16 protein-coding genes are annotated in these 21,291 nt (G+C 64.1%); 14 read left to right on the top strand and 2 right to left on the bottom strand.

Annotation, left to right across the window (positions count from 1 at the left end):
- Positions 1 to 192: 192 nt before the first annotated feature.
- Complete coding sequence (locus AB3X96_RS29535; RefSeq protein ID WP_368592473.1) at positions 193 to 1,389, bottom strand: M20 aminoacylase family protein; 1,197 nt, start codon at positions 1,387 to 1,389, stop codon at positions 193 to 195.
- Between the two features lie 187 nt (positions 1,390 to 1,576).
- Between AB3X96_RS29535 and AB3X96_RS29530 the strand changes: the two genes are divergently transcribed.
- Both AB3X96_RS29530 and AB3X96_RS29525 read left to right on the top strand, forming a co-directional pair.
- Entirely contained in the window at positions 1,577 to 3,655 is a 2,079-nt protein-coding gene (locus AB3X96_RS29530) for a molybdopterin-dependent oxidoreductase (RefSeq protein ID WP_368592468.1), read from the top strand.
- Positions 3,656 to 3,802: 147 nt separating this feature from the next.
- Positions 3,803 to 5,476, top strand: coding sequence for a long-chain fatty acid--CoA ligase (locus tag AB3X96_RS29525; RefSeq protein ID WP_368592467.1), 1,674 nt, complete (start codon positions 3,803 to 3,805; stop codon positions 5,474 to 5,476).
- Positions 5,477 to 5,601: 125 nt separating this feature from the next.
- On the opposite strand, the gene AB3X96_RS29520 is transcribed toward AB3X96_RS29525, so the two are convergent.
- Positions 5,602 to 6,798, bottom strand: coding sequence for a porin (locus AB3X96_RS29520; RefSeq protein ID WP_176104973.1), 1,197 nt, complete (start codon positions 6,796 to 6,798; stop codon positions 5,602 to 5,604).
- A gap of 304 nt (positions 6,799 to 7,102) precedes the next feature.
- Between AB3X96_RS29520 and coq7 the strand changes: the two genes are divergently transcribed.
- The 12 genes from coq7 (at position 7,103) to murC (ending at position 21,290) form a co-directional block, all read left to right on the top strand.
- Positions 7,103 to 7,741 (top strand): 2-polyprenyl-3-methyl-6-methoxy-1,4-benzoquinone monooxygenase, encoded by a 639-nt coding sequence (gene coq7 / locus AB3X96_RS29515; RefSeq protein WP_368592466.1) that lies wholly within the window; start codon positions 7,103 to 7,105, stop codon positions 7,739 to 7,741.
- A gap of 457 nt (positions 7,742 to 8,198) precedes the next feature.
- Positions 8,199 to 8,627, top strand: a complete 429-nt coding sequence (gene mraZ / locus AB3X96_RS29510) for a division/cell wall cluster transcriptional repressor MraZ (protein ID WP_013090620.1) — start codon at positions 8,199 to 8,201, stop codon at positions 8,625 to 8,627.
- A 15-nt stretch (positions 8,628 to 8,642) separates the two neighbouring features.
- Positions 8,643 to 9,596 carry a 16S rRNA (cytosine(1402)-N(4))-methyltransferase RsmH gene (rsmH, locus tag AB3X96_RS29505; RefSeq protein WP_176104975.1) on the top strand — a complete coding sequence of 318 codons (954 nt, stop codon included), beginning with the start codon at positions 8,643 to 8,645 and terminating at the stop codon, positions 9,594 to 9,596.
- Entirely contained in the window at positions 9,593 to 9,943 is a 351-nt protein-coding gene (ftsL, locus tag AB3X96_RS29500; protein WP_176104976.1) for a cell division protein FtsL, read from the top strand. Before rsmH ends, ftsL begins: the two co-directional genes overlap by 4 nt.
- Positions 9,940 to 11,805 (top strand): peptidoglycan D,D-transpeptidase FtsI family protein, encoded by a 1,866-nt coding sequence (locus AB3X96_RS29495; protein WP_368592465.1) that lies wholly within the window; start codon positions 9,940 to 9,942, stop codon positions 11,803 to 11,805. The genes ftsL and AB3X96_RS29495 overlap by 4 nt, the downstream gene beginning before the upstream one ends.
- Positions 11,802 to 13,364, top strand: coding sequence for a UDP-N-acetylmuramoyl-L-alanyl-D-glutamate--2,6-diaminopimelate ligase (locus AB3X96_RS29490; protein WP_368592464.1), 1,563 nt, complete (start codon positions 11,802 to 11,804; stop codon positions 13,362 to 13,364). Before AB3X96_RS29495 ends, AB3X96_RS29490 begins: the two co-directional genes overlap by 4 nt.
- A complete protein-coding gene (murF, locus tag AB3X96_RS29485) occupies positions 13,361 to 14,773 on the top strand; it encodes a UDP-N-acetylmuramoyl-tripeptide--D-alanyl-D-alanine ligase (protein WP_368592463.1) in 1,413 nt (470 codons plus the stop codon). Before AB3X96_RS29490 ends, murF begins: the two co-directional genes overlap by 4 nt.
- A 15-nt stretch (positions 14,774 to 14,788) precedes the next feature.
- Positions 14,789 to 15,958 (top strand): phospho-N-acetylmuramoyl-pentapeptide-transferase, encoded by a 1,170-nt coding sequence (mraY, locus tag AB3X96_RS29480; protein WP_176104980.1) that lies wholly within the window; start codon positions 14,789 to 14,791, stop codon positions 15,956 to 15,958.
- Between the two features lie 25 nt (positions 15,959 to 15,983).
- A complete protein-coding gene (murD, locus tag AB3X96_RS29475; protein ID WP_368592462.1) occupies positions 15,984 to 17,495 on the top strand; it encodes a UDP-N-acetylmuramoyl-L-alanine--D-glutamate ligase in 1,512 nt (503 codons plus the stop codon).
- A complete protein-coding gene (gene ftsW / locus AB3X96_RS29470; RefSeq protein WP_368592461.1) occupies positions 17,492 to 18,769 on the top strand; it encodes a putative lipid II flippase FtsW in 1,278 nt (425 codons plus the stop codon). Before murD ends, ftsW begins: the two co-directional genes overlap by 4 nt.
- On the top strand, positions 18,766 to 19,890 hold the full coding sequence (murG, locus tag AB3X96_RS29465) for an undecaprenyldiphospho-muramoylpentapeptide beta-N-acetylglucosaminyltransferase (RefSeq protein ID WP_368592460.1): 1,125 nt from the start codon (positions 18,766 to 18,768) through the stop codon (positions 19,888 to 19,890). The genes ftsW and murG overlap by 4 nt, the downstream gene beginning before the upstream one ends.
- Positions 19,887 to 21,290, top strand: coding sequence for a UDP-N-acetylmuramate--L-alanine ligase (gene murC / locus AB3X96_RS29460; protein ID WP_018437615.1), 1,404 nt, complete (start codon positions 19,887 to 19,889; stop codon positions 21,288 to 21,290). The genes murG and murC overlap by 4 nt, the downstream gene beginning before the upstream one ends.
- Position 21,291: the final 1 nt, after the last annotated feature.

Raw genomic sequence — 21,291 nt, 5'->3', positions numbered from 1 at the left:
GAACAGGACCGTGAAACGACTCCACGCCGATGATAGTGCGGATTGCCCGTGTGAAAGTAGGTAATCGTCAGGCTCCCCCAAAGCCAGAAACCCCACCGCCCAGCGGTGGGGTTTTTGCGTTTACGCGTCGAAATTAACAAACAGCATTGAAGTAAGCGAAACCCTCCACCCGCCTCAACGCGTCTCAACCCTCTACTTACCCTGAGCCAGAAACTTTTGCGCCAGTCGAACCCAATACGTCGACCCCACCGGCAATAGCTCGTCGTTAAAGTCATAACTCGCATTGTGCAGCATGCAAGGGCCCGCGCCGTGGCCGGCTTCGCGGTGGCCGCCATCGCCGTTGCCCAAAAACGCATAGCAGCCCGGTTTCGCCAGCAGCATGAACGAGAAATCCTCGGCGCCCATCGTCGGTTCAACTGCGTCATCGACATTTTCCGCGCCAACGATCTCTTTCATGACCGACGCCGCAAAACGCGCTTCCTCGCTGCTGTTGATCGTCGGCGGATAGTTCCGGTGGAACTGGATCTGAACGGAGCAATCGTATGCTTCGGCTGTACTCTGCGCGATCTTGCGCATGCGTGACTCGATCAGCTCGAGCGTTTCTGTAGTGAAGGTCCGCACCGTTCCCGCGATCCAGGCGTCGTTCGGCACGACATTGACCGCATCGCCGGCATGTATTTGCGTAATCGACAGTACCGCGGTATCCAGCGGCTTTTTGTTTCGCGTGATGATACTTTGCAGTCCGCTGGCAATTTGCACTGCCGTAAAGACCGGGTCGCGGCCATTGTGAGGTAGTGCCGCATGCGAGCCGACGCCCTTGATTTCGATGCGGAATTCATTGCTCGACGCCATGATGGGGCCTTCGGTCACGCCGAAGTGGCCCGCCGGCATGCCCGGCCAGTTGTGAATGCCGAACACGGCGTCCACGGGGAATTGGGTGAACAGGCCGTCGTCGATCATCGCCTTCGCGCCCGCGCCTCCCTCTTCGGCCGGCTGGAAAATGAACACGATCGTGCCGTCGAAATCACCATGTTTGGCCAGGTAGCGCGCGGCACCGAGCAGCATCGCAGTATGTCCGTCATGCCCGCACGCGTGCATCTTGCCATCGTTCGTCGAACGATGATCGAAGCTGTTGAGCTCCTGGATCGGCAGCGCATCCATGTCGGCGCGCAAACCAATCGCGCGCGAGCCGTTCCCGCGCTTCAATACGCCGACCACGCCCGTCTTGCCCAAACCACGGTGGGTCTCGATGCCCCATGACTCGAGCGAACGCGCGACAAGATCAGCGGTCGCCGTCTCTTCGTAGCGCAGTTCCGGGTGGGCATGGATGGTTCGTCGAAGGGTCTGGATTTCACCGCGAGCGGCCTGAATTTCGGGGATGAGTTTCATGATGGAGTGATTATGCGTTTGTGCTCGACGAGCATGAGATCGCCGCGGACCGCGTGAGCCCGGGCACTGCGGATAATTCATTCTACGCCGAAGGCATTTTTGGCGGCACCACCCGGGTCGGCGGCCCAATGACGTAATAAAATTCCATTTTGCCCGATTGCCTACTGCTCGCCAGGACGCCTTGCCGATGAACGCTCCGACCGAATTCGCGCGCGCCGTGTGCCCGCACGATTGCCCCGACACCTGCGCGATGCGCGTGACCGTCGACAACGGACGCGCGATCAAGGTCGCCGGGGATCCCGACCATCCGCCGACTCAGGGCGTGCTGTGCACGAAGGTCAGCCGCTACGCGGAGCGTGTATACCATCCGAACCGATTGACGACGCCGATGAAGCGTGTCGGCCGTAAGGGCGAGGGCCGCTTCGCGCCGGTCAGCTGGGACGAAGCATTGGACTTTGCCGCAAACCGCCTCGGCGAAATTGCCCGTCGCGCGCCGGAAGCGATTCTGCCTTACAGCTACGCTGGCACGATGGGCTTGGTGCAGGGCGACAGCATCGCGCAACGCTTCTTCCACAAGCTCGGCGCATCGCAGTTGGATCGAACGATTTGTGCGGCCGCCGGCGCAGCTGGCCTCAAATACACGTATGGCGCCGGCGTCGGTATGCACACCGAGTTTTTCGCCGAAAGCGAAGTGATCCTGATCTGGGGCGCCAATCCGATCGCATCGAATCTGCATTTCTGGACGCGCGCGCAGGAAGCCAAGCGTGGCGGCGCCCGGCTGATCGCAATCGATCCGTATCGCTCGCTGACCGCGGAGAAATGCCATCAGCACGTCGCGCTGAAGCCCGGAACCGACGCGGCTCTCGCGCTAGGCATCATGAACGTGCTGATCACCGAGGATCTGCTCGACCACGAGTACATCGCCGCGCACACGCTGGGCTTCGCTACCTTGAAGCTGCGCGCGCTAAGCTATCCACTGTCACGCGTTAGCGAAATTTGCGGCGTTAAAGAGGAGGAAATCGCCGAGCTTGCGCGACTTTACGCCAGCACGAAGAAAGCCGCGATCCGCTTGAACTACGGTCTGCAGCGGGTGCGCGGCGGCGGCAATGCAGTGCGCGCGATCGCGTGTTTGCCTTCGTTGACCGGCGCATGGCGCGAGCGCGCGGGCGGGGCGCTGTTGTCGTCGAGCGGTTGGGCGCCGGTCGACTCGCACGCGTTGCAGCGTCCCGACCTGATGCCGGGCTGGCCGTCGAAGCCGAGCCGCGTGATCAATATGAATGCGATCGGCGATGCGCTGCTGCATCCGGGCGACGCGACGTTCGGTCCCAAGGTCGAGGCGATCGTCGTCTACAACTCCAATCCGGTCGCGGTCGCGCCGGACTCCGAACGCGTCGCGGCTGGCTTTGCGCGCGAGGATCTGTTCACGATCGTGCTCGAGCATTTCCAGACCGACACCGCGGATTACGCCGACCTGCTGCTGCCCGCCACGACGCAGCTCGAGCATCTCGACGTGCACAAGTCATACGGCCACACGCACGTGATGGTCAACCTGCCCGGCATCGCGCCGTTTGGCGACGCACGCCCGAATACCGAGATCTTCCGCGGCCTCGCGCGCCACATGGGACTGACGGAACCGTCGCTCTTCGACAGCGACGAAGCCGTCGCGCAAGCCGCATTTCGATGGGAAGACAAGACACTGGACGGTGTCGACTGGCCGATGCTGAAGCAAGCCGGCTGGGCGCGTCTCGATCTGCCCGACGCGCCATTTGCCCACGGCGGTTTTCGCACGCCATCCGGCAAGTGCGAGTTCTACAGCGAGCGCCTTGCGCAACTGGGCCTCGACCCGCTGCCGGACTATCTGCCACTCTACGAATCGGCCGACGGCGCGCCCGAACTGGCGGCCCGCTATCCGCTCGCGATGATTTCGCCTCCCGCGCGCAACTTCCTGAACAGCACCTTCGTGAACATCGAGAGTCTGCGCGCGACGGAAGGCGAGCCGCATCTGGACATCCACCCTGCCGACGCGCACGCGCGCGGCATCGGCGACGGCGATCAGGTGCGCATCTTCAACGACCGCGGCTCGATGCAGGCGCGGGCCCGCGTGACGGACCGCGCGCGCGAAGGCCTGGTCGTCGGGTTGTCGATCTGGTGGAAGAAGCTCGCGCCGGACGGCCGCAACGCCAACCAGTTGACGAGCCAGAAACTGACTGATCTCGGCGGTTCCGCGACGTTTTACGACTGCCTCGTCGAAGTCGAGCGGGCCTGAAAGCCGCACCGCACCTTGAAGCCGACGGCGAGCCTCGTAAGTTCGAGGCTGCCGTCTAACCCCATCGGTTTGGCCATTGGCCGCAATATGCCCATGCTACGATGCGTTTTTAGCACGATCATTCGAAAATAATTCAGGAGACGCTGCATGGAGAAAATCTGGCTGAAGTCTTATCCGCCCGGCGTTCCCGCAGAGATCGACCCGACACGCTATTCGTCGGTGGCCGAGTTGCTCGAGGAAGCCTTTCGCGAACACCGCACGAAGCCGGCATTCGTGTGCATGGGCAAGCAGATCAGCTATGGTGAACTCGACGAGCTCTCGCGCGATCTTGCGGCGTGGCTGCAGTCGAAAGGGCTCCCGCGCGGCGCGCGTGTCGCGATCATGATGCCGAACGTGCTGCAATATCCCGTCGCAATCGCCGCAATTCTGCGCGCGGGCTATGTGGTCGTGAATGTGAATCCGCTGTACACGCCGCGCGAACTCGAACACCAACTGAAGGACAGCGGCGCTGAGGCGATCATCCTGCTCGAGAATTTCGCGGGGACCTTGCAGGCAATCGTGCGCAATACGCCGGTCAAGCATGTGGTCGTCGCGACGATGGGCGACCTGATGGGCATCAAAGGCCCGCTCGTGAACTTCGTGGTGCGCAAGGTCAAGAAGATGGTGCCGGCGTGGAGCCTGCCCGGGTACGTCAAGTTCAACGACGCGGTCTCGGAGGGCGCGCGCCGGACGTTCAGGCCGGTCCAGCAGGGCCCTGACGATATCGCGTTTCTGCAATACACGGGCGGCACCACCGGCGTGGCCAAGGGCGCGACGCTGCTGCACCGGAACCTGATCGCGAACGTGCTGCAGTCGGAGGTCTGGCTCAATCCGGTGCGCGCGAACCGCACCGATATCGACCAGTTCATCACGGTCGTCGCGCTGCCGCTGTATCACGTGTTCGCGCTGACCGTGTGCGGGCTGCTGACGATCCGCACTGGCGGTCTCGGCGTGCTGATCCCGAATCCGCGCGATATCCCCGGCATGATCAAGTCGCTCGAGGGTTATGCGATCACGACGATTCCCGCCGTCAACACGCTGTACAACGCGATGTTGAACAGCCCGGACTTCCACAAGCTCGACTTCTCGAAGCTGCTGACCGCGAACGCCGGCGGCATGGCGGTGCAGGAGGCGGTCGCGAAGCGCTGGTTCGAGCGGACGCGCACGCCGATCGTCGAAGGCTATGGGCTGTCGGAAACGTCGCCGTGCGTGACCTGCAACCCTGTCACCGCCACCGAATACAGCGGCACGATCGGCCTGCCGCTGCCGTCGACCGAGATCTCGATTCGCGACGACGCAGGCAACGAAGTGCCGGCCGGCCAGGCAGGCGAGATCTGCATCCGCGGCCCGCAGCTGATGGCGGGCTACTGGAACCGGCCCGACGAAACCGCCAAAGTGATGACGGCCGACGGCTTCTTTAAATCCGGTGACGTTGGCATCATGAGCGCGGACGGCTTCGTGAAGATCGTCGATCGCAAGAAGGACATGATTCTGGTGTCCGGCTTCAACGTGTATCCGAATGAAGTCGAGGACGTCGTCGCAAAGCTGCCGGGCGTGTTCGAAGTCGCGGCGGTCGGCGTGCCCGATCAGCATTCGGGCGAGGCCGTGAAGCTATTCGTCGTGAAGAAGGACCCGTCGCTGACCGACGAACAGATCTTCGCGTACTGCAAAACGCAACTGACCGGCTACAAGCGACCCAAGGTCGTCGAATTCCGCACCGAGCTGCCGAAGAGCAACGTCGGCAAGATCCTGCGCCGCGAGTTGCGCGACGGCAGGGCTTAAGCGAGCGAAGAACAGAAGCCCGGCGCACGAAAGTGCGCCGGGCTTTTTCGTTGCGCCATCAAAACCCGCGCATAAAAAAAGGCGCCCGAAGGCGCCTTTGAGGCAAACTGCTTTTTTACGACTTATTAGAACTTGTGGCGGATACCAACACGAGCCGTGAACTGGTTGTTGGTCGACGAACCGGTCAGGCCGTTGATGCCTGCCGTTGCTGCGACCACCTGGCCCGTTGCGTTGACCGTGTCGCCCAGAGCGTGCTGATACACGCCGACCAGGTACACGTCGGTACGCTTGGACAGGAAGTAATCCACGCCCAGTGCGCCCTGATGGTACTGAGCACGCGAGTTGCCTTCGATCTGCGTGCCGCGCGTGTAGTCATACGCTGCGCCGACCAGCAGTGCCGGGGTCAACTGGTACTTGAAGTTGATTTCGCCGTTGTTGAACGTAGCCTTCTGGCCAGTGAACGGCGACGTGAAGGTCTTGCCCAGGTTGCCGAACTGGATGTTCGAATACGTCAGGCCGATGGTTGCCGCGCCGAACGTGTACGCACCGCCTGCACCGACGACCTGATACGTGTTAGCCGATGCGAAGCCAGCGTAAATCGGGCTCGTGACTGCGAAGCTAGCCGGAGTAGTACCCACGGCCGGTGTGTTCGTTGCGATCGTGCCGCCGTTGTTGAACAGACCACCCGATGCTGCAGGCGTACGTGCGTTCAGGTAACCAACGCCCAATGCCAGCGGGCCATTGTTATAGCCAGCACCCAACGACCAGATCTGGTTGTGCGTGAAGTCACCAGCGACGCCGCCGAAGCTATACGTGCCGCCGAACGTCAGGCCGTTGTAGTTCGCGCTCGTGTACTTGATCGTGTTGTTGGTGCGATACGCGTTGTTGAAGTTGTCGATATCGCCCGGGTGAGCGGCGATGTAGCCGCCCCACTGATCGCCCGATTCGAACGGACCCACGTAGTCGACGACGGAGTCGTACTGACGACCCAGCGTGACCGTGCCGAAGGTGCTCGACAGACCGACATATGCCTGACGACCGAACATCAGGCCGCCTTGGCCGAGCTTGCCGTTGGTCACGTCAAAGCCGTTTTCCAGAACGAACAGCGCCTTCAAACCGCCGCCCAGATCTTCCGTGCCACGCAGGCCGAAACGCGAGCCTTGCAGGACGCCGCTGGACATGTCGTACTTGTGAAAGCCACCAGCGTTGGTATTCATGTTGATACCAACGTCAACAATGCCGTACAGGGTCACGCTGCTCTGCGCATGAGCGACGCCTGCGAATGCGCCTAGTGCTGCGAGAGCGAGAAGCGACTTTTTCATCGAATGATCTCCAAGGATTACGAATCTTTTGTTCAAGGCGAAATATTTAGTTAGTGCTGAGGCCTTGCGTGTCCAACTTCGCGAGAAGTTGCCACGTAATGTAACAAAAGGCATACATGGGACAAAGAAAAAGGAGGCGCTCCGGACGGCCGCTGTTTCGTTTACGCAACATGGTCTAGAATCCGAAATTAACCGCCGATTTCATGCGGATTGATGCCTGTCGGACCGCGGGTTTCGCGTCGCAAGGCCTTGTCGCACGGACCTTCCGGAACGATGCGGCGGTTGTCGAATCAGGGAGCGCTTTATGTTGCTGGACGAGTTGATTGGCGAGTTTGATCGGGGTTTACGCTCACTGACGGGGGTCTCGCGGATGAGCCGTCCGCTGCCGCTTCCGCAGGCTTCCCCGGCGACGTCCGAGGCTCCCGAACTCTCGCCCGCGGAGCGCGCGCATTCGGCTGGTTTGATGCGGGTGAACCACGTCGGCGAAGTGTGCGCGCAGGCGCTTTACCAGGCGCAGAAACTCGCCACCGATTCGCCTTCATTGCGCGCCATGTTCGATCACGCCGCGTCGGAAGAAGAGGATCATCTGGCGTGGACCGCCAAACGCCTGGAGGCGCTCGACTCGCGTCCGAGTCTGCTCAATCCGCTGTGGTATACCGGCGCACTCGCGATCGGGCTCGCCGCGGGACGTCTCGGCGATCGCGTGAGTCTCGGCTTCATGGCCGAAACGGAGCGCCAGGTCGAGCAGCATCTCGACAGTCATCTTGATCAGCTGCCGGCCGCGGACCATGAATCGCGCGCAATCGTCGAGCAGATGCGCGCCGATGAAGTGCAGCACGGCAAGGCGGCGATGGACGCGGGCGGCATCGAGTTGCCGTTTCCGGCGCGTGCGTTGATGCGCGCGATGTCGAAGGTGATGACGCGCACCGCCTATTACATATGAGCGTTTCGCCTGCTTTGCGTCGCCGACCGGAGCACCGCGCGTATCGCGTCGACCATCGCTGAACGCATTATTCGCAAGTGGGACGGCGCCGCGCACGCCGTCCGTCAACCGTCCACGCAGCGCCGCCTTTTTCCTTTCAGATTCCCTTAACGATCTCTTTCAATCCGCGCTGTTTCCTCGCACTGTTCACGTATCACCTTCACAAGTTGCACTAGCCCATTCATTTATAACGGTTTTCCGTTTTATACGGGACGTGAAGGAGTCGCGCTAAGTCCTTGTTCTAACAAACAAATTCCGCCCGAAAAGCGGGCCGCTCCCTTGACCCGTGTTTAGCGTTCCTCTAAAGTGGGAGACAGTGTGAGAAAGTGTATTTTTGTGTGTTCTCGGCATCACTTTCAGGTAGATTTTCACGGACCGGGCGGGTGGCGCAAACAGCACCGCAATAGGGGAGAGCGAAGTGTTCCAAGGGGCGTCGGCGCTGACGCTCGATGCGAAAGGGCGGATGTCGATTCCCTCTCGTTATCGGGATGCGCTGCAAACACAGGCAGAGGGTCGGGTGACGATCACCAAGCATCCGGACGGCTGCCTGTTGCTCTTTCCGCGCCCCGAATGGGAAATCTTCCGTGACAAGGTCGACAAGCTGCCCATGAACGCAGCCTGGTGGAAACGCATTTTTCTCGGCAATGCAATGGATGTGGATATGGACGGCGCAGGCCGTGTGCTCGTGTCGCCCGAGTTGCGCGCGGCTGGCTCGCTGGAGAAAGAGGTGACGCTGCTCGGCATGGGCCGTCACTTCGAGCTCTGGGATGCACAGATTTACGCGGCGAAGGAACAGGCGGCGATCGCCGAGGGCATGCCCGACGCGTTGAAAGACTTCACGTTCTGATCGCGGCTTATTTATATGGCTTCTGCGATGAGAAACGAATTGCAGCATCGCACGGTGCTGTTGAACGAAGCGGTCGATGCGCTGGTCACGCGCGCCGACGGCACGTATGTGGACGGCACGTTCGGCCGTGGCGGCCATAGCCGCCTCGTGCTGGAGCGGCTCGGCGAAGCGGGGCGATTGATCGCGTTCGATAAAGATCCGCTCGCGATCGCGACGGCGCAGAAGATCGCCGATCCGCGCTTTGCCATCGTCCACGAGAGTTTTGCTTCACTGCGCGCCGCGATGGCGGAGCGCGGGGTAGGGCGTGTGTCGGGGGTGTTGCTGGATCTGGGCGTGTCGTCGCCGCAAGTCGACGATCCGGAGCGGGGCTTCAGCTTCCGCGCCGACGGCCCGCTCGACATGCGGATGGACCCGACGCGCGGCGAATCCGCGGCTGACTGGCTCGCGCGGGCTACGGTGCAGGAACTGACGGAGGTGATACGAGATTATGGGGAAGAACGGTTTGCTTTTCAGATTGCAAAGGCGCTTGTTGCTCGCCGGGCAGAGTCCGACCGTCTTGGGCCTCTCGTCAGCACGGGCGAGCTTGCCCAAATCGTGGCTAACGTCGTCAAAACCCGTGAGAAGGGCAAGGACCCGGCAACCCGCACCTTTCAGGCTATACGGATTCACGTCAATCAAGAGCTTGCGGAGCTGCAAGTCGTTCTAGAAGCAGCGTTGTCGTTGTTGGAGCAAGGGGGGCGGCTGGTGGTCATCAGCTTTCATTCGCTCGAGGACCGTATCGTCAAGCGATTCATGCAGGCGCACGCTAGTACGCCGGCGGTCGACCGCCGCCTGCCGATCCGCGCGGTCGACCTGCCGAGCCCTCCGCTCAAGATCATCGGCCGCGTCTTTGCGAGCGACGCAGAAGTCGCCGACAACCCGCGCGCCCGTTCTGCCGTGATGCGCGTGGCGGAGCGGATCGCGCCATGAACCGCCTCAATATCTTCCTGCTGATCATCGTGATGGGCTGTGCCTTGTCGGTCGTCAACGCGACCAATCAGCAGCGTCAGATCTTTATCCAGCTGCAGCGCGCGCAGTCGCAGGAGCGTCAGCTGCAGCAGGACTATTCGCAGCTTCAATATCAGCAGAGCGCGCTGTCCAAAACGTCGCGCATCGAGCAACTCGCCACCGCCTCGCTGAAGATGCAGTCGGCCACCACGGGCCGCACGCAGTACCTGACGCTCGCCCCGGGTGCCGCAACGGCGATCGACGCTCCCATTCCGACCTCCGCGCCCGCCTCGGCGCCGGTCGCGACCCGTCGCGGAGCCACGCGATGAAAAAATCGTCGGCGCACAAGAGCGTTGCGTTTTCGGCCAACCCGATTCTGTCGGTGCGCCTGCCGATGTGGCGCTCGAAGCTCGTCGTGTTCCTCCTGTTCATGGCGTTCGTCGCGCTCGCCGCGCGCGCGTTCTGGATTCAGGGACCGGGCAACGCGTTCTATCTGAAGCAGGGCGAAATCCGCTATCAGCGCCGCATCGACATGCCGGCCACGCGCGGCAAGATTCTCGACCGCAACGGCCTCGTGCTCGCCACGAGTCTGCCGGTGCGCGCAATCTGGGCGATTCCCGAGTCGGTGCCGGACGACCTCGGCGCCGACAAGCTCGACGCGCTCGGCAAACTGCTCGGCATGACCGCGAAGGAATTGCGCTCGAAGCTGTCGGAAGACAAGACCTTCGTCTACGTGAAGCGCCAGGTGCCCGTCGACGTCGCCGACAAAGTCGCGGCGCTCGACATCCCCGGCATTTACTCGCGCGCCGAGTACAAGCGCTTCTACCCGGAAGGCGAGATCACCGCTCACCTGATCGGCTTCACCAACGTCGAGGACGAGGGCCAGGAAGGCGTCGAACTCGGCGACCAGAAGCTGCTCGCGGGCACATCGGGCAGCCGTCGCGTGATCAAGGACCGGATTGGTCACATCATCGAGGATGTCGACGAGCAGGTCGTGCCGCACAATGGCAAGGACGTCGACCTATCGATCGACAGCAAGATCCAGTACATCGCCTATACGAACCTGAAAGCGGCCGTTGAGAAATTCAAGGCGAAGGCCGGCGCGGCGATGGTGATCGACGTGCGCACCGGCGAAGTGCTCGCGCTTGTCAACTACCCGACCTACAACCCGAACGACCGCTCGCACCTGACGGGCGAACAGCTGCGCAACCGCATCCTGACCGACACCTTCGAGCCGGGCTCGATCATGAAGCCGTTCACGGTGTCGCTCGCGCTCGATCTGCACCGGGTGACGCCGACTACACTGGTAGATACGGGCAACGGTCACTTCGTACTCGACGGCGCGCCGATTACCGACGACAGCGGCTTCGGCGTGCTGACGGTCGGCGGCGTGATCCAGAAGTCGAGCAACATCGGCGCGACCAAGATCGCGATGCAGCTGCGGCCCGAAGAAATGTGGAATATGTATACCAGCATCGGTCTCGGCCAGGCGCCGAAGGTCGGTTTTCCTGGCGCGGCGGCGGGCCGCCTGCGTCCGTGGAAGAGCTGGCGCCGCATCGAGCAGGCGACGATGTCGTACGGCTACGGCCTGTCGGTGTCGCTGTTCCAGCTCGGCCGCGCGTACACCGCGATCGCGCACGACGGCCAGATCATGCCGGTGACGATTTTCCATGCGCCGGGCGACCAGCCGGCCACTGGTCCGCAGATCTTTTCGCCTGCCACCGCGCGCGAAGTGCGCGCGATGCTCGAAACCGTCGTGTCCGCGCAAGGCACGTCGCCGGATGCGGCGGTGCCCGGTTATCGCGTCGGCGGCAAGAGCGGTACCGCGTACAAGCACGGGCCGCACGGCTACGACCACTCCAAATATCGCGCGTCGTTCGTCGGCATGGCGCCGATGCCGAATCCGCGCATCGTCGTCGCCGTGTCGGTCGACGAGCCGACGGCGGGTAGCCACTTTGGCGGCCAGGTGTCGGGCCCGGTGTTCTCGGGCATCGTCGGCGATACGCTGCGCGCGCTGAACGTGCCGCCCGACATGCCCGTCAAGCAGATGGTGGTGTCCGACGATTCGGCCCCGCCCGCGCCCGGCGCCCCGTCCGCGCCGGCCGGGGCGAAGAAGCTGCCGACGAACCCCGGCGTGAAGAAGATGACCATTTCCGCCAACCCGAAAACCCATCCAGGAGTCGAGCGATGAGCGCGCTGCGCGAGCAACATCCAGCGCACCGGCAGATCGCCGACGCCCTCGCCTGGCTGCACGCGCACGTGCAGCCAGGCGCGCATCTGCACGCCGACACGCGCTCGCTCGCGGCCGGCGACGCGTTCTTCGCGTACGCGGTCGATGGCGCGGACAATCGCGCGTTCATCGACGCGGCGATCGAGCGCGGCGCGGCCGCCGTGCTCGTGCAACCCGAAGGCTTCGCCGGCAAGCTCGACGCGTCCGTCGCGCATGCGGTACCGGCATTGAACGAACTCGCCGGCACGATCGCGAGCGCGTGGTATCGCGATCCGAGCGACGCGATGCTCGCGGTCGGCATCACCGGCACGAACGGCAAGACGTCTTGCAGCCAATGGGTCGCCGCGGCGCTGTCCGCGCGCGGCACGCGCTGTGCGATCGTCGGCACGCTCGGCACCGGCCTCGTTGGCCAGCTCGTGCACACCGGCTTCACGACGCCCGACGCGCCGCAATTGCAGCGCAGCCTCGCGCAATTGCGTGACGCGGGCGCGCAGGCGGTGGCGATGGAAGTGTCGTCGCATGCGCTGCATCAGGGGCGCGTGAACGGCACCGCTTTCGACATCGCGGTGTTCACGAATCTGACGCAGGACCATCTCGATTATCACGGCACGTTCGAGGCCTATGAAGCCGCCAAGGCGCGCCTGTTCGCATGGCCAGAGCTGCGCGCGGCCGTGATCAATCGCGACGATGCCGCCGGCCGGCGTTTGCTCGCGAGCACGCGTGGTCACGCTCGCACCATCGCTTATGGCATCGATGGCGAGCACGGCGACGCCGGCGCCACGAATGCGCCAGAAGCGGACGCGTGGCTGACCGCATCGAACGTGCGTGCGACCGCGACCGGCACCGCGTTTCATCTGAGCACGTCGGACTGGGGCAACGCCGACGTCGAAGTGCAAACGCTCGGCCTCTTCAACGTCAGCAATCTGCTCGCGGTGCTCGGCGTGCTGCTCGCCGCCGACGTGCCGTTCGACGCGGCGCTCGCCGAACTCGCCAAGCTGGAACCGGTGAACGGCCGCATGCAGCGTTTGGGCGGCCGACTGCAAAACGACGAGCCGCTCGTCGTGATCGATTACGCGCACACACCCGACGCGCTCGAAAAAACGCTCGAGGCCCTGCGCCCGATCGCGACCGCGCGCGGCGGCGAACTCGTCTGCATGTTCGGCTGCGGCGGCGACCGCGATGCGACCAAGCGTCCGCTGATGGGCGCGATCGCCGAGCGGCTGGCGGACAACGTCGTCGTGACGAGCGACAACCCGCGCAGCGAAGATCCGCTCGCGATCATCGAGCAAATTGCGGCGGGCATGCAGGATGCGTCGCAGGCGCGCCGCGTCGAAGACCGCGCGAGCGCGATCCTGCAGGCGATCCGCGGCGCCGCGCGTGAAGACGTAATCGTGCTGGCCGGCAAGGGGCACGAAGCCACACAGGAAATCATGGGCAAGAAACGCGCTTTCTCCGATCAGGACCACGCCCGCCTCGCGCTCGCCGCGCGGGCCACGCAAACTCGCGGAGGTGGCGAATGACGATGTTCTCGCTACGTGCAGCCGCCGCGCAGATTCCCGGCGCGAGCGTCACCGGCGACGAAAGCGTGCGGTTCGAACGCGTGTCGACCGACAGCCGCAGCGCCGGCCCCGGCGATCTGTTCATCGCGATCAAGGGCGATCGATTCGACGCGCACGACTTCCTGCCGCAAGTCGCCGAGCGCAACGTCGCGGCCGTGCTGGTCGCGCGCACGCCGGAGAACTGGAGCGTGCCGGCGATCCGCGTCGCTGATACGCGCGCAGCGCTCGGCGCGCTCGCGCGCGGCTGGCGTCGTCAGTTCGACCTGCCGCTCGTCGCGGTCACGGGCAGCAACGGCAAGACCACGGTCAAGGAAATGATCGCGTCGATCTTCGCGGCCGCGGTCGGCACGGACGCGCGTCTCGCGACCGCTGGCAATTTCAACAACGACATCGGCCTGCCGCTCACGCTGTTCCGTCTGCATGCCGCGCATCGGCTCGCGGTGGTCGAGCTCGGCATGAATCATCCGGGCGAAACCGAACTGCTCGCGAAGCTCGCCGAGCCGACGGTCGCCGTCGTCAACAACGCGCAGCGCGAGCACCAGGAATTCATGGCGACCGTCGAAGCGGTCGCGCTCGAACACGCGAGCGTGATTCATGCGCTGTCGCCCGAAGGCACGGCAGTGTTCCCCGCCGACGACGCGTACGCGAGCATCTGGCGCGTCGCCGCCACCGGCAACCGCATCATCGATTTCGCGTTGAACAGCGCCGAGCGCACGACCGAAGCCGCGGTGCAGGGCACCTTCGACGGCAAGCGTTTGAGCATCGACACGCCGCAAGGCCATCTCGACATCACGCTGCAGGTGCTCGGCGATCACAACGCGCACAACGCGCTCGCGGCGACCTCGGCCGCGTTGGCCGCGGGTGTGTCGCTCGACGCGATCCAGCGCGGACTCGAATCGTTCGGCCCGGTGAAGGGCCGTCTGCAGGTCAAGCAGGCCGCGCTCGGCTCGCTCGCGGGCGCAACCGTGATCGACGACACCTACAACGCGAATCCCGATTCGATGCGCGCCGCAATCGACGTGCTCGCGTCGCGTGAATCGCCGCGTGTGCTCGTGATGGGCGACATGGGCGAAGTCGGCGACAACGGCCCGGCGTTTCACCGCGAAATCGGCGCGTATGCGAAAGAGCGCGGTATCGACGCGCTGTACGCGATGGGCGACGCCTCGCGCGACTCCTGCATCGCATACGGCGCGGGCGCGCACCACGTCGCCGATGTCGGCGCGCTGGTCGCGCAATTGCAGCAGGCCGGTTTCGGCGCTGCCGCAACGCTTCTCGTGAAAGGCTCGCGTTTCATGCAAATGGAGCGCGTGGTGGACGCCGTTACGAGTCCACAACCCAACGCCGCGGGCTCGACGCCCGCCGCACATTAAAAGAAGGATCCAGGCATGCTACTGGCGCTGGCGCAATGGCTGCAGAATGACGCAAGCTTCTTGCGCGTGTTCAGTTATCTGACGTTTCGCGCGGTGATGGCGACCATCACCGCGTTGTTGATCGGGCTCGTCTGCGGCCCGGCGGTCATTCGCAAGCTGACCGCGATGAAGGTCGGCCAGGCCGTTCGCAAGGACGGCCCGCAAACTCACCTCGTCAAATCGGGCACGCCGACGATGGGCGGCGTGCTGATCCTGCTCGGCATCGGTGTGGCCACGCTGCTGTGGGCCGATCTGACCAACCGCTTCATCTGGATCGTGATGCTCGTCACGTTCGGCTTCGGCGTGATCGGCTGGGTCGACGACTACCGCAAGGTCGTCTACAAGGACCCGCGCGGCATGTCATCGCGCGAGAAGTATTTCTGGCAATCGGTGATCGGCCTGTTCGCGGCGGTGTATCTCGCATTCAGCGTGTCCGAGGCGAGCAACGTGCGCGTGTTCGACCTGTTCATGGCGTGGGTGCGCAGTGGCCTGTCGATGGGCCTGCCCGCGCGCGCCGACCTGTTGCTGCCGTTCTTCAAGTCGATCACGTATCCGCTCGGCGTGTGGGGCTTCATCGTGTTGACGTATCTGGTGATCGTCGGCGCGAGCAACGCGGTGAATCTGACCGACGGCCTCGACGGCCTCGTGATCATGCCGGTCGTGCTGGTCGGCGGGTCGCTCGGTGTGTTCGCGTACGTGATGGGCAGCTCGGTCTACTCGAAATACCTGCTGTTTCCGCACATTCCCGGCGCGGGCGAATTGCTGATCTTCTGTTCGGCGATGGGTGGCGCGGGGCTTGCGTTCCTGTGGTTCAACACGCACCCGGCGCAGATGTTCATGGGCGACGTAGGCGCGCTCGCACTCGGCGGCGCGCTCGGCACGGTCGCGGTGATCGTGCGTCAGGAAATCGTGCTGTTCATCATGGGCGGCATTTTCGTTGCGGAGACGCTGTCGGTGATGCTGCAGGTCACGTGGTTCAAATACACGAAGCGCCGTTACGGCGAAGGGCGGCGGTTCTTCAAGATGGCGCCGCTGCATCATCATTTCGAATTGTCGGGCTGGAAGGAAACCCAGGTGGTCGTGCGGTTCTGGATCATCACGTTGATGTTGTGCCTATTCGGTTTGTCCACTCTCAAATTGCGTTAAGCAGCAGTATTTAAGGAAGCAGGCGATGTTCGGCGAGAAGTTTCGGGATCGGCAAAAGCCGATGGTGCTCGTGCTGGGACTGGGTGAATCCGGTCTCGCGATGGCGCGCTGGTGCGCCAGGCACGGCTGTCGGCTGCGCGTGGCAGATACGCGCGAAGTGCCGCCGAACCTGTCCGCGCTCGAAGCGCATGGTGTCGATGCCGATTTCGTCGGCGGTCCGTTTTCGCCGGTGCTGCTCGAAGGTGTCGAACTGGTCGCGATCAGCCCGGGGCTGTCGCCGCTCTCCGCCGATCTGCTGCCGCTGATCACGGCGGCGCGCGAGCGGGGCATTCCGGTGTGGGGCGAACTCGAACTGTTTTCGCAGGCGCTGCGCGCGCTCGGCGAGTCCGGCTACGCGCCGAAGGTGATCGCGATCACCGGCACGAACGGCAAGACCACGACGACGAGCCTGACCGGCCTGCTGTGCGAACGCGCGGGCAAGAAGGTCGCGGTGGCGGGCAACATCAGCCCGTCGCTGCTCGACAAGCTGTCCGAAGCGATCGATCAGACCGCGCTGCCCGACGTGTGGGTGCTCGAACTGTCGAGCTTCCAGCTGGAGACCTCGCATACCTTTACGCCGGACGCGGCGGTCGTGCTGAACATCACGCAGGATCATCTGGACTGGCACGGCGGACTCGATGCGTACGCGGCCGCGAAGGGCCGCATCTTCGGTCCCCGAACGGTGCGCGTGCTGAATCGCGACGACGCCCGTGTGATGTCGCTCGCGCCCACCAGCGGCGAGGCGGAGGTCATCACGTTCGGCGTGACCGAGCCGAAGAACGACGGTGACTACGGCCTGTTGCGCGACAACGGCATGGTGTGGCTCGTCGAAGCACAAGATCGTGATGCGACCGACGAATCCACGCCGAAGCGCCGTCGCAAGAACGAAGCAGCCGCAACGCCCGACATCGCGCTGAAGCGTCTGATGCCCGCCGACGCGCTGCGCATCCGCGGCCTGCACAACGCCGCCAACGCATTAGCCGCGTACGCGCTCGCGCGTGCGATCGGTCTGCCCGGCGCGCCGCTGCTGCACGGCCTGCGCGAATACCGCGGCGAACCGCATCGCGTGGAACTGATCGCGTCGATCGACGGCATCGACTACGTGGACGACAGCAAGGGCACCAACGTCGGCGCGACGGTCGCCGCGCTCGATGGTCTCGCGCAACGCGTCGTGCTGATCGCGGGCGGCGACGGCAAGGGCCAGGAATTCGAGCCGCTCGCCGCGCCGGTGATGCGTTGGTGCCGCGCGGTGATGCTGATCGGCCGTGACGCGCCGCAGATTCGCGCGGCGCTCGAACATTGCGGCGTCGCGATGACCGATCACGCGACGCTCGAAGAAGCGACACGCGCAGCCACTGCCATCGCGCAGCCCGGCGACGCGGTGCTGTTGTCGCCCGCGTGCGCGAGCTTCGACATGTTCAAGGGTTACGCACACCGCGCGGCGGTATTCCGCAGCACGGTCGAAGAGATCGCTGCCGAACGGGGGACGATGATATGAGCTGGTCGGAACGTTTCGGCTCGCGCGAAGCCGCCGGCGGCAACGGCGCCGCCGCAGGCACGTCTAGCCGCACTTCCACCCGCACGGGCGGCAGTGGTCTGGCGAGCGCGGTCAACGGCGTGCGGCCGCTGCGCTCGCGCATGCTCGACTACGATCACTCGCTGCTGTGGGTGGTCGTCGCGCTGCTCGGGCTCGGCATCGTGATGGTGTACTCGGCGTCGATCGCGATGCCCGATTCGCCGAAGTACTCGTCGTACCGCGATTGGGCGTTTCTCGTGCGCCAGATCATCTTCGTGCTGATGGGCGCGGCGGTCGGCGTCGCGTCGTTCCGCATTCCGATTTCGACGTGGGACAAGTACGCGCCGAAGCTCTTCCTGATCTCGCTCGTCGCGCTCGTGATCGTGCTGATCCCGCACGTCGGCAAGGGCGTGAACGGCGCGCGCCGCTGGATTCCGCTCGGCATCACGAACATGCAGCCGTCGGAAATCATGAAGCTCGCGGTGACGATCTACGCGGCGAACTACACGGTGCGCAAGCAGGAATACATGCATAGCTTCGCCAAGGGCTTTCTGCCGATGGCGGTCGCGGTCGGTCTGGTCGGCGCGCTGCTGCTGCTCGAGCCGGACATGGGCGCGTTCATGGTGATCGCGGCGATCGCGATGGGCGTGCTGTTCCTCGGCGGCGTGAACGGCAAGCTGTTCGGCGGTCTCGTCGCGACCGCGGTGGGCACGTTCACGTTGCTGGTGTGGGCGTCGCCTTGGCGTCGTGAGCGGATCTTCGCGTACCTCGATCCGTGGGACGATCGCTACGCGCAGGGCAAGGCGTATCAGCTGACGCACTCGCTGATCGCGTTCGGGCGTGGCGAGTGGTTTGGCGTCGGTCTCGGCGGCAGCGTCGAGAAGCTTAACTATCTGCCCGAAGCGCATACCGACTTCATTCTCGCGGTGATCGGCGAGGAACTGGGTTTCGTCGGCGTGCTCGTCGTGATCCTGATGTTCTACTGGATCGTGCGCCGCTCGTTCGAGATCGGCCGCCAGGCGCTCGCGCTCGATCGCACGTTCGCGGGGCTGGTCGCGAAGGGCGTCGGCATCTGGTTCGGCGCGCAGACCTTCATCAACATGGGCGTGAACCTCGGTCTTCTGCCGACCAAAGGCCTCACGTTGCCGCTCGTCAGCTACGGCGGGTCGGGCATCTTGCTGAACTGTGTCGCGATCGCCGTGCTGATGCGAGTGGATTACGAGAATCGTGTGTTGATGCGCGGGGGCAAGGTATGACGGCTCTGCCACAACGCACGCTGATGGTGATGGCCGGCGGCACCGGGGGACACGTGTTCCCGGGGCTCGCGGTCGCGCATCTGATGCAGGCATGGGGCTGGAAAGTCGTATGGCTCGGCAACCCCGCGGGCATGGAAGCGACGCTGGTACCGAAGCACGGCATTCCGATGGAGTACGTGCGCTTCGGCGGCGTGCGGGGCAAGGGGCTGAAGACCAAGCTGATGCTGCCGGTCAACCTGCTGCGCGCGTGCACGCAGAGCCTGAGTGTGCTGCGTCGCGTGAAACCCGACGTCGTGCTCGGCATGGGCGGCTACATCACGTTCCCGGCCGGGCTGATGACCGCGCTGAGCGGGTGCCCGCTCGTGCTGCACGAACAGAATTCGATCGCCGGTCTCGCGAACAAGGTGCTCGCGAAGCTCGCGAAACGCGTTCTGGTCGCGTTTCCGAATGCGCTGCCGCACGGCGAATGGACCGGCAATCCGATTCGTGAGGAACTTGCGCGCGCGAATGCACCCAAAGCACGCTACGCGCAGCGTAACGGTCCGCTGAACGTGCTCGTCGTGGGTGGCAGTCTCGGTGCCGCCGCGTTGAACGAAGTCGTGCCGCGTGCGGTCGCGCAGTTAACGCCCAATGAAAGACCGCGCATCGTGCATCAGGCGGGTGCGAAGCATATCAACGCGCTGCGCGAGAACTACGCGGCCGCAGGCTTGCAGGCAGGCGCGGACGTGTCGCTCGTGCCGTTCATCGACGACATGACGAGCGCCTATGCGCAGGCCGATCTGGTGATCTGCCGCTCGGGCGCGATGACGGTGTCGGAGATATCGGCGGTCGGCGTCGCGGCGCTGTTCGTGCCGTTCCCCTACGCGGTCGACGATCACCAGACCACTAATGCAGCGTTTCTCGCCGACAACGGCGCGGCGCTGGTCGTGCAACAACGCGACCTGTCGGCGGAAAAGCTCGCCGACTGGTTGCGCAGCCAGACGCGGGAAAGTCTCGCGGAAATGGCGGAGCGTTCGCGCTCGCTCGCGAAACCGGATGCCACCGAACAGGTCGCGCAGATCTGCGCGACGGTGGCGGGCGCGGCTTCGATGGCGGGCGTGAGCCCAGAAGGAAAGCAATGAAACACATCGTCAAACACATTCATTTCGTCGGCATCGGCGGCGTCGGCATGAGCGGCATCGCCGAAGTGCTCGTCAATCTCGGCTATCAGGTGAGCGGCTCGGACCTGTCGGGCAACGCGGTTACCGAGCGCCTCGCCGGGCTCGGCGCGCGCATTTCGATCGGGCACGCGGCGGAGAACATCGAAGGCGCGAACGCGGTGGTGGTGTCTACTGCGGTGCGCAGCGACAACCCGGAAGTGCTGGCCGCGCGTCATCGCCGCATTCCGATCGTGCCGCGCGCGGTGATGCTCGCGGAACTCATGCGACTGAAGCAGGGTATCGCGATCGCCGGCACGCACGGCAAGACCACGACCACGTCGCTGGTAGCGAGCGTGCTCGCCGCGGGCGGGCTCGATCCGACCTTCGTGATCGGCGGCCGGCTGATCAGTGCGGGCGCGAATGCGCGTCTGGGCACCGGCGACTTCATCGTCGCCGAGGCGGACGAATCGGACGCGTCGTTCCTGAACCTGTTCCCGGTGATCGAAGTCATCACGAACATCGACGCCGATCATATGGATACCTATGGTCACGACTTCGCGCGTCTGAAGCAGGCGTTCATCGAATTCACGCACCGTCTGCCGTTCTATGGCATCGCGGTGCTGTGCGTCGACGATCCGAACGTGAAGGAGATCCTGCCGTTCGTGTCGAAGCCGATCATCCGCTACGGTTTCGCGGCCGAGGCGCAGGTGCGCGCGGTCAACGTCGAAGCGCGCGAAGGCCGCATGCATTTCACCGTGATGCGCGAAGACGCGGCGCCGCTCGACGTCACGTTGAACCTGCCGGGCGAGCACAACGTGCAGAACGCGTTGGCCGCAATTGCAATTGCGACTGAACTTGAAGTGAAAGATGCCGATATCCAGCGAGCGCTCGCGGATTTCAACGGCGTCGGCCGACGCTTCCAGCGTTACGGCGAAGTGCCGGTCGTCAGCGACGGCCAGGCCGCGGGCTCCTACACGCTGGTGGACGACTACGGTCACCACCCGGTCGAAATGGCCGCCACGGTGGCGGCGGCGCGCGGCGCATTTCCGGGCCGGCGCCTGGTGCTGGCGTTCCAGCCGCACCGCTTCACGCGTACGCGTGATTGCTTCGAGGATTTCGTGAAAGTGCTGTCGACCGTCGACGCGCTCGTGCTGACCGAAGTCTATGCGGCCGGCGAAGCGCCGATCGTCGCCGCGGACGGCCGCGCATTGGCGCGCGCGCTGCGTGTCGCGGGCAAGGTCGAGCCGGTGTTCGTCGATACGGTCGATGAAGTGCCGGACGCGCTCTCTACGGTGGTGCGCGACGGTGATGTGGTGATTACGATGGGCGCGGGTTCGATCGGCGGTGTGCCGGGTCGCCTCGCTCAGGAACTGAAGGTGTGAG

The sequence above is a fragment of the Paraburkholderia sp. BR13439 genome, from assembly GCF_040948805.1.
Taxonomy (GTDB): Bacteria; Pseudomonadota; Gammaproteobacteria; order Burkholderiales; family Burkholderiaceae; genus Paraburkholderia; species Paraburkholderia youngii.
This window is presented reverse-complemented; position numbering and strand designations above follow the sequence as displayed.